The following is a 13,489-nucleotide window of genomic DNA, read 5'->3' as shown; positions in this document are numbered from 1 at the left end:
TACCACCGCCGCCGACGCCAACGATCCCTGTCCCGGTTGACCCCTATCGAGTACGAGACCATCATGACCCCATCGGCCAGTCAGGCCGCGTGACTGAAACTGTCACCTATCGGTGCAGCAGACCCGGCGACGCACACCGCCGGTCTGCTCGCCCGCCGACTCCGGTCGGTGCTACGCGACTACTACCCAGCTGCAGCAACCGCCTGGGCGCACCTACCCGGCGGGCTGACCAGACCCGAAGCCCGCCTCATCCTGACCGCCGCGCCCACCCCCACACAGGCCACTCGACTCACCAGACGGCGGCTTGAAACTCTGCTGAGCTCCGCCGGACGCACCCGGCTGATCACCGCCGAAGCGACCCGCCTCCACGAACTGTTCCACGTCCGCGCACTCCGCCAACCAGCCGAGGTAGAAGACGCGATGGGACGTCACGCCGCCGCGCTACTCACCCAGCTCGACGCCACCATTGCCTCAGCACACACCCTGTGGACACACATCGACGCGATGGCCGAACAGCACCCACAGACACCGATATACAGGTCGTTCCCGGGAATGGGCCCGCTACTGGCCGCGCGACTGCTCGCCGAACTCGGCGACGACCCGCACCGATTCCCCACCCCACGCAACCTGCGCGCATTTTGCGCGGCAACGCCGATCACCTGGGCCAGCGGCACCTCCCACAAAGTCAGCCACCGCCGCAAAGCGAACCCGATCCTCGCCGAAACCGGCCACCTATGGGCCTTTGCCACCCTCACCCGCTCCCCCGGCGCCCGAGCGCTCTACGACCGCCGCCGCGCCGCCGGCGATCACCACCCCGCCGCCCTACGACGGCTCTACGCTCGCCTCCTCGGAAGCTTGCATTACTGCCTGCGCACCGGCAGCGCCTACGACGAGGACCGCGCCTTCACCGCATCACCCGAACCCGAGCCCGAAACGGAACACGGGACCTAGGCCGGGAGCCGGGGCAACGCCCAGGATCACCCCGGGCCCACGAGCCCTCGCGCGGGTACGGCGCACCCCGGCTCCCTTTCAACCTAGGTTCATCGCCCTTGTCAACGACCGCGGCGAGCCCGTTCGATGACCACAGCCTCGCCCCGCCGCTGTGGAGCCGCGACGTTCGGGGGCGTGACCATGCTCATGTTCCTGATCGCCGTCTGTCGGCCATCGACCGCTTCCAACCACTGAGTCCGTTTGACGGCTAGATCGTTGACCTCCCGCCGCAAAACTGGGTCAGTTCTCGCTGATCGGGCCGCTCAACGCACGGGCCCGGGCGTCTCACTGCGGTACTCGACAGGATGGTTGCTGCCGCAGGGTCCCGTATCCGAGACTGGACACACCGATGCGCCTGCATCGGCATAGTGCGACGCCGGAGCGGGGAGGGGTGAGCGTGGCCATGGCAGAAACGCCAACCGAGTTTGACCTGCCGACCAGTCCGCAGGCTGATCTCACCCGGGCGCTGCTCCAGCTCCACGCCGAGGCTGGCCGGCCAGGGGCTGGGGCTGTCAATTCCGCGATTCAACGGCGAGTGGACCGTGACGAACTTTCGACACCGGTTAGCCGCGAGACGGTTCGCCTGATGCTGCACGGTAAACCGGTTAGCTGGATGATTACAGAAAGCGTTGCCCTCACGCTCGCCCGCCTCGCTCGCCATAACGAGCAGGAGGCGCTGCGTCGGTTCCGTCGGCTGTGGCGGGCGGCCAACCCGCATCACAGCAACCTGCCGGCGCTCGACGATAGCGCGGAATGCGTGTTGGACATCGGCGCGATCGAGTCGCCCAACGTAGCCATACCCGAGGCCGAGATTCGATTTTCCCTTACCAACTGCACCAGCGAGGCGATCAAGGTCATGTCGCTAGAGCTGCGCCCGATCCGTCGTGATGCGCTCCAGAGGACCATCGCAGAGACCGTTGCCGGCCCGATCGACGAGTACTACTTGAGCGCCAATCTTGACGATCGTCTACTGCCGGTCGAGCTGCTCAAGTTGCACCACCTGATCGAACCCAACGGCACCGACGGATTCTTTCTAAAGGTAACGGCCCCTGACGGATTCACGTACGAGATGGAGCTGCGAGCGACCTGGAAGCCACTCGGAAGCGGCGAGCGCAACGAGACGTCGCGGCGATTCACCGTCTGTTTCCCCGCTCAGTCCGTCGCCGGCCTGTTGCGTGCAGCGCGAGCGTCGAGCAGACAGGGAGGAGCGGATGCCGCTGGCGCCGGAGATTCTCGATAATGAGTATGTCGCGCACGTACCTCTCGATATCTGCTGCCCGCGCTGCCGTCGCTGCACCGTACGGTATGATGTGGTCCAGTATGTGGACATCGATGCCTGCCCGGCATTCCACGACGCGGTTCGTCGCACCTACCGCGAGGTCGGCGCGGGTCTGGTCATCGTCTCAGCTGGCCGTCCGGTTGAAGAGCTGGTCCATTGTGCGGAGTGTGCGTTCGGGTTTGCCCCGCTAGCCCCGTTGATTCTTGATTCGCCAAGTCGTGGGTTGTCGGTCTTCGTGACCCATGCTGGTGATGACGGTGGGGTCGAAGCGGGTTTCCGTGCGGTTCTCCACGCTTGCACAGGGTTGGTGCCGAGCGCTGCGCTGGCCGGCGCGCGGTCCCGTCCGTACACCTTCGTCCATGGATGGAACGGGCTGGAGGCCATGCTGGCAGTTTTCGATGGAGTCCAGCATCACCCTCCCGCTCCGCCGTATCCGCACGCGACCGAGGAGGAGGGTTACCACGCCTACAGCCTGCATGGGTACATCTACGGGAAGGCGTTCTTCTACTATCCACGCTTCGTGGCCGTGCAAGGGCTGGTCTCAACGCTGATTGCCTTCTCAGCGGCGGCGAGCAGTAATCGCGCTCGCCGCGCGTTTGTGGAACTCATGCAGAGGCTCATCGAAACGACGCGAGTAACCCACCCCTGGCTCGCACAAGAGGTGGGCCGGCAACTGATCGGGTTGGAGCAGTTCGCGGAAGCGCAAGTGTGGCTCCACACAGCCGAGTTGCTCCAGCACGAATGGCTAGCCGTGACCCTCGACTTTCACGACTCGACACCTGGCCGTGACGAGGACGCCGGTGCCTCACCCTCGGCGGCCCGCCACGGCACCGGACCAGTGACCCGTCACCGTCACGCGGCTGTCGGAAACCGGCCGGCACGGATGGACTATGGGCTCTGGCACTTCCCCGAGATGGCGCGCCATGCCCCGACCTTGCGCCTCGACCACCACCTGGCGGGTGCCGGAATCATGCTCGGCGAACTGGACCGGATGGCTTGGGATGAGGGACTGCGCACCTCCAACCTGGCGTTTGCCGACCTAGGCTTCGCTTCGTCGGACATTAAGGATCTGTTGACGGCGCTCGGCGATACCGAGTCGGAAGCCGTCCAGGCGTTCTGGTACGAGTACACCCGCGCTCGATGGCGTCACCAGCCTGGCTGGGACGCGGCGCTCGCCGCGATCGATGAGCGGACGAACGCTCTCCGCGAGCAACCCGGTTTCGGCCCGCTGAGCATCTTCAGGTTCGGCTACGACCCTGAGGCCGCACTCTTTTACCTGAACGGAGCCGCCAAGATGATGCGGTCCGAAATCGCGGACCGCCAACATCCGCCAATCATTGCCCAGCGCCGCCCACCGCTTCCGGACGCGCCGACGCTGGATGTATGACGACGAACAAGGCGCTTCTCGGCAGGTGGCGTTGCAACCTCCGCCGGTGGACGGCACCTGCCGGTGCCATCGTGCTCGATCTCTGTGCAGTCGGGCTTGACCTGCTCGACCACATCGACCTCGCTCGTGTTGCCCGGATCGGTGCCATAAGCCTACGTGCGGTCGCCGCAGTGGATCGGTATGCGGCTCGGTCGGGGGGTGAATCGGACGAGGCGCTGGCGCTGATCTGCCGGAACCGCCGAATCAGCGTTCGGCGGCGGGTCAGCCGCCGGCCTGCCAGGTGCCGTAACCATTAACGACCACGAAGCGTAAATACCACGCCGCTCGGCCTGCGGGCCGAGCGGCGTGACTGCGTTCAGGCTGACGGTCCGTCCGTCAGCGCCAGGCATTGGTCGTCCTGACCCTCGGGCGATAGGTTGACCGTGCAGGCCATACCCCGCCTCGTGAGTCCGGCGGCGAGCCCGGCTAACAAGCGTTCTCCGGCTGGATCCGCCAGATCGAGTTGATACCCGTCTACTACTGACAGGCCGGACCCCAGGACTACAAGCAGGGCGCGCGAGGCATACGCCGACATCAACACCGCCGTGGTGCCAACAACCGTTGAAAAGTGCCAACTACGCCTGACCGTCACATCAGATTCGCCACAGAAACCTCGATCGGCTCCAACCGATCGCCTTGATCGGCCGGTAGAGGTGCCAGCCGGTCTGTGTGCGCGCGAATAAACTTGACGAGGTGCTCGCGCCTTTGCGGGCCGACGTGCTGGAGTTGCTGATGGAGTTGGCTCGCAAGGTGGGCGTCGGTCGTCAAAATCCGGGCGGCCGACTCCGCGATCCAGGTCGATTCCGCGTTCAGTGCCGTCAGGAGCGCTTGTCGGTCGGCGCTAGTCAGCCGGCGGGAATCGATGGCGGGCAGATGCTCGCCTGTGGGGACGGTGAGGATGTCGAAGACGGACGGGTCTTCCCTCCGTTGCTGTTCGTCGATTGCGGCCTGCGCCTGCGCCGCGACGGCGCCGCGATCGAGGCCGGCCGCGTTTGCTACTGCGGTCAGCCACCCGATCAGGACGTCGGCCGGCTCGGTGCGGGCGGCGAGGTAGCCACCGGCGTCGGCCGTCGTGACACCGATCAGGCCGACCAAGGTGCACAGTTCGGGTAAACGCCACCGATCGTGGACGGATATCTCGGCGAGAGGCGGCGGGCTGATATCCCTGGCGGCTTGTAGAAGCGGCAGGACGTGGGTGCCGTGTTCCAACGGGCCACCGAACATCTGTGTAATCAGGTTGGCGTTATGTTCTCGCGGGGACAGACGCGGATGGTAGCCACGGCCGCGAAGGACCGCCGCAATGTCGGAGTACGTTCCCAGCCGGCCCAGCCGAGCCACTCCGCAGATGTACGGGACCATGTCGTCGCCGAGCACGGACAGGTGGTCCACCGAGGACCTGGCGATGTGCAGGTTCCCGGGCAGCAGCACCTTGTAGCTGCCCGTGGTGCGAACGGCCGCGGGCATCCCGTCGGGGGAATAGACGGTGAGCGCGGTCCGGACGGCAGCGACCTCGGCCGGACTTAGCTCCCGGTGGTCGGCGGCGGCGTCGGCGAGGGCCGTCAGCGCCGCGGCCACGATCCGTACCGGCTCGGCCGTGCACAACGAGCCCAACGACTGCCGCCGCTGTTTCCGTAGGAGCGCTGGTAGCTTCAGAGCGGCCAGCTTTAGCACGTAGGTCCAGTTCTGCGGATTCTCGTGGCCGGAGCTCTCCATGGCCGATGCAGCGGCCGTGTCCAGCAGCTCCATCAACATGCGCTGCTGGGTGTCATCGAGGAGAGCGCCGCGCTCGACTAGCTCGGCGGCTGCTATGGCGCGGGCACCTCGGTGGACGGTCCCGTTGGCCAGCAGGAGGGGCAGAACTCGCGGATCGAGCTCGCCGGCGAACAGTACGGCGGCCCGACGGTTACGGCTGGTCAGCATAGTGTCGATCCATGCGGTCAGCTCGTCGTCGGTGAGCCAGTCCACCGCCATCGCGGCGCCAATCTCGGCAAACACCCGGCTGCGTGGGGTAATCCTTCCGTCCCTCCCGGCAACGTATACGCCTACGTGTTGGTCCCAGAACCGCAAGATGTGATCGATGGATACTCTGGCGAGCCCCGGCGCCCCGATACCCCACCGCTGGCCCAGCATCGCGCTGAGCGCCTGGTCGGCGTCGGCGCGACTGGCCGATCCCTTGTCGGTCAGCAGTGTCCCGAGCACGGCGTAGCCGTCGAGCAGCTGAGCGGGGTCAGCTCCCAGGCTTTGGGGGCGGTGGCGTTCCCAACGCTCGATGCTGTGCTTGATGGCGGAGTGCAGCAAGCGCGCCTGGCCCTGTGCGGCGGGCGCGCTGGTCGCGTCAGCCATCTCCATGGTCATCAAGGTGGCGAGCAACGGGACCCGGCCGACGTCGCGGTGCTCGCGGCGCACGGCACGCAGCCAGCGGTGCCGGTCGGCGAGCCACCCGGAGCGTTGGGCCGGCTCAATCTGACGGGCGGCAGCGACGTGCGCGAGCAGTTGGTCCAACACCTGCTCCAAGTTGCGGGCGGGTTCGAGCTCTGCGATCGGCAGACCGAGCCGGCCGAGGGCGCGCTGGCCGCTGTCGCGGGTGGCGAGGATGACGCCAACCTGTGCGGGAAGAGCGTTCAGGACTGCCTGGAGGCCATCGGCGAGGACGGCCTGGTTGGGGCACTCGTCGAAGGCATCGAGGAGTAGGACGGCCTGCCCGCGCTGGCACTCCGCCTCCAGTTCAGCTCCGAGATCCTCGTATTGGCCCGCTGGTGCCGACGCAGCCGCGACCTGGCAAAGTACGCTGAGCGTGACGTCGTTGGCAGTGCGACACTGGGCGGCGACCTCCAGCAACGGCACAAGGATCGGGGTTGGCGTGCCGCTGGCAGTCATCCACTGGGCGGCCAACTGCCGTAACGCGGTGCTCTTGCCCATTCCGGGCAGGCCAGTCAGTAGCAGGCGCGGCCAGCGGCGGGCGATCGCCAGCAGCGACTCGATGTTGTCGACGTCCCCAGCTTTGGTGTTGATGGCCACGCGTAGCCCTGCGGGCAGCCCCGCAACCGTCAGCGGCGGAACATCCTCGGCCAACAAAGCCAGATCGACGCGGCCGAGTTGTCCGGCGAGCCGGTCCCGGTAGCCCTCGATGGCCAGCTGGCGGGCGTGCTCGGCCGCCCCGGCTGGGCCCCGGCGGTCGGCGTGGAAGGTGAGCTTCGCCGCGCGCAGGATCTGGACCCAGTCGCTAAGACTGCTGGCGGCCGCCTTGCTCGCCTGGATGCCGAAGGCAGCGGACAGGGCCTGCGCCGCGGCGAAGCCCTCTCCGACACCGACCACGCCGCCCTCCAGCAAAGCCGCGGCGAACTCGAAGCCCTCGTCTCCGGCCTCGACGGACTCGTTGACCAGCACGAAGGCGGCGTTCAGCACCTGCGTCTGCAGGGTTGGGTCGGTGGTCGCGGCGGCGATTCTGGTGCTTAGTGCCCTCAGCGCCGCCGCCTCGTCGACCGGGCTGGCGGCGTCAGGGTACTGGTGGTGGCGTTTGAGCGCGTCGCGGATGTGCTCCATAACGCCGTTCAGGCGTGAGGTAGCCAGTGCCAGGACGTCACCACCGCGCAGTGAAACCGCTTGGGCCACCCACTGTCTGACGGTCTTGCCCACGTTCTGGTCGTCGTCGCCGCATTTTCGCTTGGCCGACACGTACATCCGCGCGCCCGAAGTCGCGGTGCAGATGACGTCGTCGGTGGGCTGATCAGACTCGAACTGCAGGCGGTTCGGCGTGAACTTCGAGCCATCGTGCAGCGTTAACGGAAAACTGGCCAGGCCGCGCGCGGCCAGCAGCACTGCAAGCCCACGGCGGTGCGCCGCTCCGCGCTCGTTGCCGACCCCGCCTCCGTCGCCTTTGGCCACCCCGGATCCCTTCTGTCGTGTGCGCCTCGTACCGCTCATCGCGGGACCACAGCTCGGCTGGCGCCTCCGGGCCGTGCGACAGCGTCGGGTACGGCGCCTTCGGAGAGGTTGGCACGGGAGCGGGCACCTTGCGCTTAGTGAAAGCCCCACCGAAGGAAATCACATCGCCGTCGATACGGACCTAACTCCGGCGGCTCGTCCGCCGGCCGCCAGAGGGCGGCGAGGAGTCCGCAAGGTAGGTGATTGACACCGCCGTGTTGCTCTTTGAGCGCGGCATGGTTGGCGTGTCCCGACTGGACTGTTACCTTCTTCGCAACAGGAGGGTTGAGGCATGACAATGACACGTTCCCGCTCGCACACCCTGGCGCAGTTCGCCCGCCGGGCGCGGATGAGCGCCCAGCGACTGCGGGTACTGCACGGCGAGCGCCGGCTGCCGGCGCCCGATGGCGTCGACCCCGACGGCGCCGACGTGTGGAGCGCCGCCACCATCGACCGGTGGCTGCGCGCCACCGGCCGGACGGTGCCCGACGACGCGGTGTGGCCGTTCGGCTGGCCCGACGCGAGCGAGTCCGCCGAGGTGATCTGGTCCGGCGACATCGACCTGCCCCGAGGGCACACCGCGGCGGTGACCATCTTCGATGGCGCTGGCCAGCCGGTCGTCTACGCCGTCGGCTACGTCGGGCAGGACGTCAGCCGCGACACCATCGCCGAAGCCGCCATCGCGCGTCTTGACCCCGACCGTCGCCCCGGCGCCGTCGTCGTGCAGCCCTTTCTGCTCGACCCCGAGTCCGACGGGCCGTACCCGCACCTGGAGCTGTGGCGGATGCCGGAGCAGCCCGACCCCGTGCCGGATCCCGCGCCGGCCGCGCTGCCCGCGATGCTGCGCCGCTTCCTGCCCCAGCGCGAGCGTGAGCGCGAGCCGGTCGGCGTCATGCGGCAACCCGTCATCGGCCGGCAGCGCCGCCCGGACGCGCCGGAGTACGCCGGCTCCGTGTTCGCCTCCGAAGTAGCCCGGGTCCTGGGCCGGCCCGTGCCGCTGTGGTGGGCCGGCACCACCACCCCGGAGATCATGCGGACCGTCCGGCTGCTCGACCAGCCTCGCCCACTGCCGATTGCCGACACCATCACAGAGTGGCCCGCCGCCATCGCCCGGCTCACTGCCGCGCTGGAGCACTCCGTGCACACCACCTACCCGCAGGCCTTCGCGTTGCTGGCCCGCGAGACGCGCGCCGCGCACCGCGACGTCAGCGCCGCGCTGACCCACCCGAGTACCGGCGACGGCTGGTACCTCGCCGCCGCACCCCAGCCGCCCGCCTGGCCCGCCGTGGCCGAGCAACGCGCCGTCGCCGCCGGCCGCGACCTCGACCCCGAGGCCGCCGCCGATGAACTCGACCGACTCGCGCAGGTCGAGGCCGACCGGGAGTGGCGGTCCGACGACCCGTACGGCAACGCGCTACGGCACGCGATCCTGTTGCTACGCGGCCGACTCGCCGCCACCCATCCCGAGCGGGTCTACACGTTTCCCGTCACCTACAGCTGGCCCGACGCCCACGGCCCGATCTGCGACGAGTACCGCCGCCACCTCACCGGCCTGACCCCTGCCGACGCGCATGGCGATCCAGAGCACCCCACCCGCCGGCTGGTCCGTCTACTGACCCAGGACGCCAGCGACGCCGCCATCGCCCACCACCAGCTTCTGGTCAACGCCCGCGAGCGGCTGGTCGCCATCTATCGTGATCCGCAGGGGCGCCTCGTCGCGCACCTCACCGCCGGCTTCGCGCACCTCGACGACGAACTGCTGATCGAATGGCCCACCAGCATGCCGCCCGCCGGCTGGACGGAGCAGACCGTCATCGCCGCCGACGAGACCTACTCCGCCACCGGCCTGTTCGCCATGACTCCCGGCCCTGACGGCGCGCTGCTGCCCCCGCAGCCGGTCCCGAATCCTGGTGACGAGCCGCGATACACCTTCGGATACGGCGGCAACTCCCCCGCCGTGGTGTACCAGGCCCTCGTGCGGTGCGCCTTGGGTGACTGGACCGCCGCCACCCACGAGAGCTGGGTCCAGCGGCTCTCCACGCACCCGGATGACCAGCGCAACCGTCCGCATAGTCGGCTGTGGCAGCAGATCGTCACCAGTAAAGGCGCGCTACGCCTGTCGTGGGCGGATGTCCAGCAGTGGGTCCGCGAGGACCAGGAAGCACTGTTCCGCCGGCGGCAGGACCGTCGATGAGCGAGAACACCGTCCCTCGTGAGGCCCCCGCCCACCCGGAAGGGCCGGCGGCCGACACGGCGGCCCTCGCCGAGGCGGTCCGTCAGCTCGTGGCGGAGGTTGGCACAGTCGGCCGGGTGTCCGGGCGCGAACCCTGGCGCGAACTGGCCCTGTGGGTCACCCGGGGACGGTGGGGCCGCCGAACCGGCTGGCCCGTCGTCCCGACCCTGACGACACCCTGGCAGGACACCGTTTCTGCCGAACGACACGGATGGCGCACCCGCGCCGCTAACCTCCACGGCGACTTTGCGTTCGCCGTCGACTACCGAGTCTGCCGCCGCTGCCGAATCGGCTGGGTAGAGCAGCCCTACACCCACCCCCAGTACCAGCGGCACGGCCTGGCCAGCGCCGGCCTCGCCACGCTCCGGGCCGAGCACCCCGGCCTGGCATGGCACACACTCGGGGGCCACTTCCGCAGCTCGCAGCCATTCTGGGAAGCCGTGGGCGCTGATGTGTCCGGTAGCTACCAGCAGCGCGGCACCTGCCCGCATCTCACGCGCGGACGCTGAACCCACCGCCTTCAAGGCAGAGAGTCGCTCGATTGGTACCCGTTGCTGGGCTCGATGCCGCCGGCATCCCCCGTACACATGACGGGTGATTGCATAGTGTGCGGATTCTCGCTTACTCTTTGGGTATGCCTGAACTCAGCGATGACGTCGCCGCCCTGCTCCACACCTTGCCTCGACCGCTGCCCGCCGACGCCGACGCCGACGAGCGCGACCTCTACGAGCAGGAGCTGGAGGAGGTGCTGGCCCGCCGCGCCGACACCGCCCGGCGACTGCGCGAGGTGTGGATCACGCACGACTACGACCCGCTGCTGTTCGCCCTCGGGGAGCAACAACGGGCCAAGGCTGCGGCGGACGAGCGCATCCGCCTACTGGTCGCCTACGCCCGCGAATTCGTCAGCCCACGTCCGTACACACAGGAGGCATTAGCTATCGAGATGGAGGTATCGCCGTCAGCAGTGCGCGGAGCCTACGACCATCAGGACGTCGAGATCGTGGCCAGCGCCACCGGCCGGCGCACCACAGTGATGCAGCAGCCCGCCGGCGAGGGGACACTGAACTCGCTGATCGCCGAGCTAGAAGACCGCACCTCAGGCCCCGGTCGAGAGCACGTCGCGGGCGTCGCGCAGGCCCTGCTCCAGCAGGGCTGGACGCCCTACCCGCCGGTGCGCCGCACGCCGAATCCCAAGTACGCCAGTCGCTACGTGCGCTGGGAGCGGCGGTGGCCGTTCGGAACCGTCATTTCGCTATACCAGGAGCCGGCCGGGTTCCTCGGCACATACGCGAGGATGGCCCCCGATGACCCGCGGTGGTTCTCCATGACCTACGGCATCAACGCCGAGGGTGAGAAGATCACCGCTGCCGACGTCGCCACGGCCCTCGCCGCCTACGCCGACCGGGTCAACGAGCACGATGCCGAGCGGGGCCCCGCATAACCAACCCGGCCGCCCCTCGTGACACACGGCTGCGCGGGTCGTTCGAAGCAGGCGCATCCCGGAAGCGCGAGCAGCCGCTCGCTACCGCCGTCACGGCCACCACCACACCCAGACAGAACGCAGAATGAGCGATGCCGGCGGTACGCCGAACCTCAAACAGGGCGACACTGGCTCCCTCCAACGGCGAGCCGGCGCCGCGCACGTTGAGGCAAGGAGTGCGCTACTCGGCCGATTGCTCGGGCACCGACGTCCAGCCGAAAAGGGCAGCTTGCTTGCGCGCGTCCTCGCGGGCACTCGTCAAGGCGTCGATCAACGCACTCATGTCCTCGTCAGAGATCAGCGACCGACACGAAACCGCCATGTCGTAGTCGCCACCAGTCACACGGAACCAAAGGTTGGCGTGCGGAGTATCGCCACTCGGGTCGTTGAACGGCACGGCCTGCACCTCAAACGTAGGCCCATGACCCATATCGACCGAAACCGTGTGCACCGGGTGTGTCTCGGGCGGCTCGCCCTCGGCGGTCACGCTCCACCGCCAGGCAGGCAGAGCCGGTAGTCGACTGAGTCCCCATTACCCCGCGTCGCCAGCAGCCCGGACTCCACCATTTCGATCATGAAAACCGACAAGGTCATCGCCGTGAAACGGTCGTACGTCAACGTCCACGACTCCGGGTCATCCTCGTTGCGCATCGCATCCGACATCGGCCCCTCGTAGAAGCGGTTCGGCCAGAAGTCCAGAATCCGCCCCTTCTCGTCGGCGGCAAGGGACAGCCCTTCTGCCAGCGGTTCCAGGAACAGGCGTCGCCGGTCGACGTGCTTGGACCGGCGCTGGTCCCATTCGTCGGGCCCGACGAACCGGGTGCCCTTCAGGTAACCCCACCGATCCTTGTCGGTAACGATGTCGTCCGAGTTCACACGATCTCCTAAGAGGTTGGGGACAGCCTCCACGAGCCAGCGAGCTTGCGAGCGGGCCGCCAACGAAGCCTAGACGGCAGAATGGGAGACGTACTGTGGGACGCGCACCGCCCCGGAGCCGTTCACTCGCTCGGCCCCGAACCCGGGCCACTGCCGCGAATTGCGAATCCGCAGAGCCTTGCGGGTCTGCCCAGCAGGCGCGGCTCGCCGCTCGACGACAGACCACCTATCACCGTCATCGACCTGAAAGTAGCAGTCGAACCCAACTCCTGAACCGGTCGCCGCAACCTCTTGGCGATCTCCGCCGCGGCGGCGTGGATGCTTTCCCGCGGCACCGCCACGTGACCGCCGGGCAGGTCCTCCGAGACGTCGAGCCGGCCCATCGTCGGCGACTCCGCTCAGGACACCGGCGGAATCCTTCTCCTGCTCCACATGCAACGGCACACCTGAGTAATGGACGGTCACCGCGACGGCGCCGCACTGCGTCGCCTCGGCGCCGCCCACTCCCCGTTATCCAGGCGCTTCCGCAAACATTGCCATTACACGAGGCCCCACTTTCGTAGCAGCGGCACGGGCGGTTACTGTTCAGTACACATACTGCAGAATTAGGAAGGATGTGGCGGTGGCTAAGCGAGTCATTCATCAGCTGGTCGACGACTTGGACGGCGGAAGCGCCGACGAAACCGTCAAGTTCGCCCTCGACGGCGTTCAGTACGAGATCGACCTATCGGCCGCGAATGCCGCGAAGCTGCGCGACGCCTTCTCGCCGTACACGGCCCATGGCCTAAAGGTGGGACGAAGCGGCGTCGCACGGTCCGCGCGCGCGACCCACAGCGCGGCGGGTGTGGGCAGCTCACGAGGTGGCCGTACGGGCGGAGTCGCGAACCGGGATCAGAACAAGGCGATCAGGGACTGGGCCAAGAGGGTCGGCAAGGACATTTCGGATCGAGGCCGGATCCCTCGGGAGATTGTCGCCGAGTATGACGCGACGGCCGGGCGCTGACCACCTATTCGTCGCTGGATTGCCTTCTCGTTCTGGGCTGACGGGGTGGAGGGCACCGGCGCATCCGCAGGCGGGGCACGGTGCCAAACCTCGCTACCCGCCCGTCTCACCGTGCTGCAAGAGGCGCCGCTACTCCGGGCCGCATCGGTTTCTAGTACGACAGCCGCCGTTTGAGATGTAGCTGTTGGGGCTGGTGGACGAGGTGCGGCCACCGCATGATCGTCTGTCTGTTGTGGACATAACGTTAGATCTGGCGGTGGCCGCGTGCCACAGCGTAA

General features: G+C 67.8%; 10 protein-coding genes. 7 read left to right on the top strand and 3 right to left on the bottom strand.

Going from position 1 to position 13,489, the window contains the following annotated elements:
- The first annotated feature begins 420 nt into the window (after positions 1-420).
- From DLJ59_RS27755 to DLJ59_RS27745, 3 genes are all read left to right on the top strand, one after another.
- Positions 421-951, top strand: coding sequence for a transposase (locus DLJ59_RS27755; protein ID WP_124776049.1), 531 nt, complete (start codon positions 421-423; stop codon positions 949-951).
- Positions 952-1,387: 436 nt separating this feature from the next.
- The gene (locus tag DLJ59_RS27750; protein WP_124776047.1) at positions 1,388-2,230 is read left to right on the top strand and encodes a hypothetical protein; all 843 of its coding nucleotides are present in this window, start codon (positions 1,388-1,390) and stop codon (positions 2,228-2,230) included.
- The gene (locus DLJ59_RS27745) at positions 2,202-3,656 is read left to right on the top strand and encodes a hypothetical protein (protein WP_124776045.1); all 1,455 of its coding nucleotides are present in this window, start codon (positions 2,202-2,204) and stop codon (positions 3,654-3,656) included. The genes DLJ59_RS27750 and DLJ59_RS27745 overlap by 29 nt, the downstream gene beginning before the upstream one ends.
- Before the next feature lie 627 nt (positions 3,657-4,283).
- Here DLJ59_RS27745 and DLJ59_RS27740 read toward each other — a convergent pair.
- Entirely contained in the window at positions 4,284-7,580 is a 3,297-nt protein-coding gene (locus tag DLJ59_RS27740) for an NACHT domain-containing protein (protein WP_124776043.1), read from the bottom strand.
- A gap of 331 nt (positions 7,581-7,911) precedes the next feature.
- Between DLJ59_RS27740 and DLJ59_RS27735 the strand changes: the two genes are divergently transcribed.
- The 3 genes from DLJ59_RS27735 to DLJ59_RS27725 all read left to right on the top strand — a co-directional run bounded on the left by DLJ59_RS27735 (position 7,912) and on the right by DLJ59_RS27725 (position 11,293).
- Positions 7,912-9,813, top strand: coding sequence for a hypothetical protein (locus DLJ59_RS27735; protein ID WP_124776041.1), 1,902 nt, complete (start codon positions 7,912-7,914; stop codon positions 9,811-9,813).
- Positions 9,810-10,361 carry a hypothetical protein gene (locus DLJ59_RS37670; protein ID WP_244236270.1) on the top strand — a complete coding sequence of 184 codons (552 nt, stop codon included), beginning with the start codon at positions 9,810-9,812 and terminating at the stop codon, positions 10,359-10,361. Before DLJ59_RS27735 ends, DLJ59_RS37670 begins: the two co-directional genes overlap by 4 nt.
- A gap of 125 nt (positions 10,362-10,486) precedes the next feature.
- A complete protein-coding gene (locus tag DLJ59_RS27725) occupies positions 10,487-11,293 on the top strand; it encodes a hypothetical protein (RefSeq protein WP_124776039.1) in 807 nt (268 codons plus the stop codon).
- A gap of 220 nt (positions 11,294-11,513) precedes the next feature.
- Here DLJ59_RS27725 and DLJ59_RS27720 read toward each other — a convergent pair whose 3' ends face one another.
- Positions 11,514-11,819, bottom strand: a complete 306-nt coding sequence (locus DLJ59_RS27720) for a hypothetical protein (protein WP_124776037.1) — start codon at positions 11,817-11,819, stop codon at positions 11,514-11,516.
- Positions 11,816-12,241, bottom strand: coding sequence for a hypothetical protein (locus DLJ59_RS27715; RefSeq protein WP_148096972.1), 426 nt, complete (start codon positions 12,239-12,241; stop codon positions 11,816-11,818). Before DLJ59_RS27715 ends, DLJ59_RS27720 begins: the two co-directional genes overlap by 4 nt.
- Before the next feature lie 589 nt (positions 12,242-12,830).
- Between DLJ59_RS27715 and DLJ59_RS27710 the strand changes: the two genes are divergently transcribed.
- Positions 12,831-13,211 (top strand): histone-like nucleoid-structuring protein Lsr2, encoded by a 381-nt coding sequence (locus DLJ59_RS27710; protein WP_124776033.1) that lies wholly within the window; start codon positions 12,831-12,833, stop codon positions 13,209-13,211.
- The last annotated feature ends 278 nt before the right edge of the window (positions 13,212-13,489 follow it).

Source organism: Micromonospora inaquosa (genome assembly GCF_003857055.1).
GTDB classification, from domain to species: domain Bacteria; phylum Actinomycetota; class Actinomycetes; order Mycobacteriales; family Micromonosporaceae; genus Micromonospora; species Micromonospora inaquosa.
The sequence above is the reverse complement of the archived record's forward strand: the minus strand, read 5'-3'. Positions and strand labels throughout refer to the sequence as shown.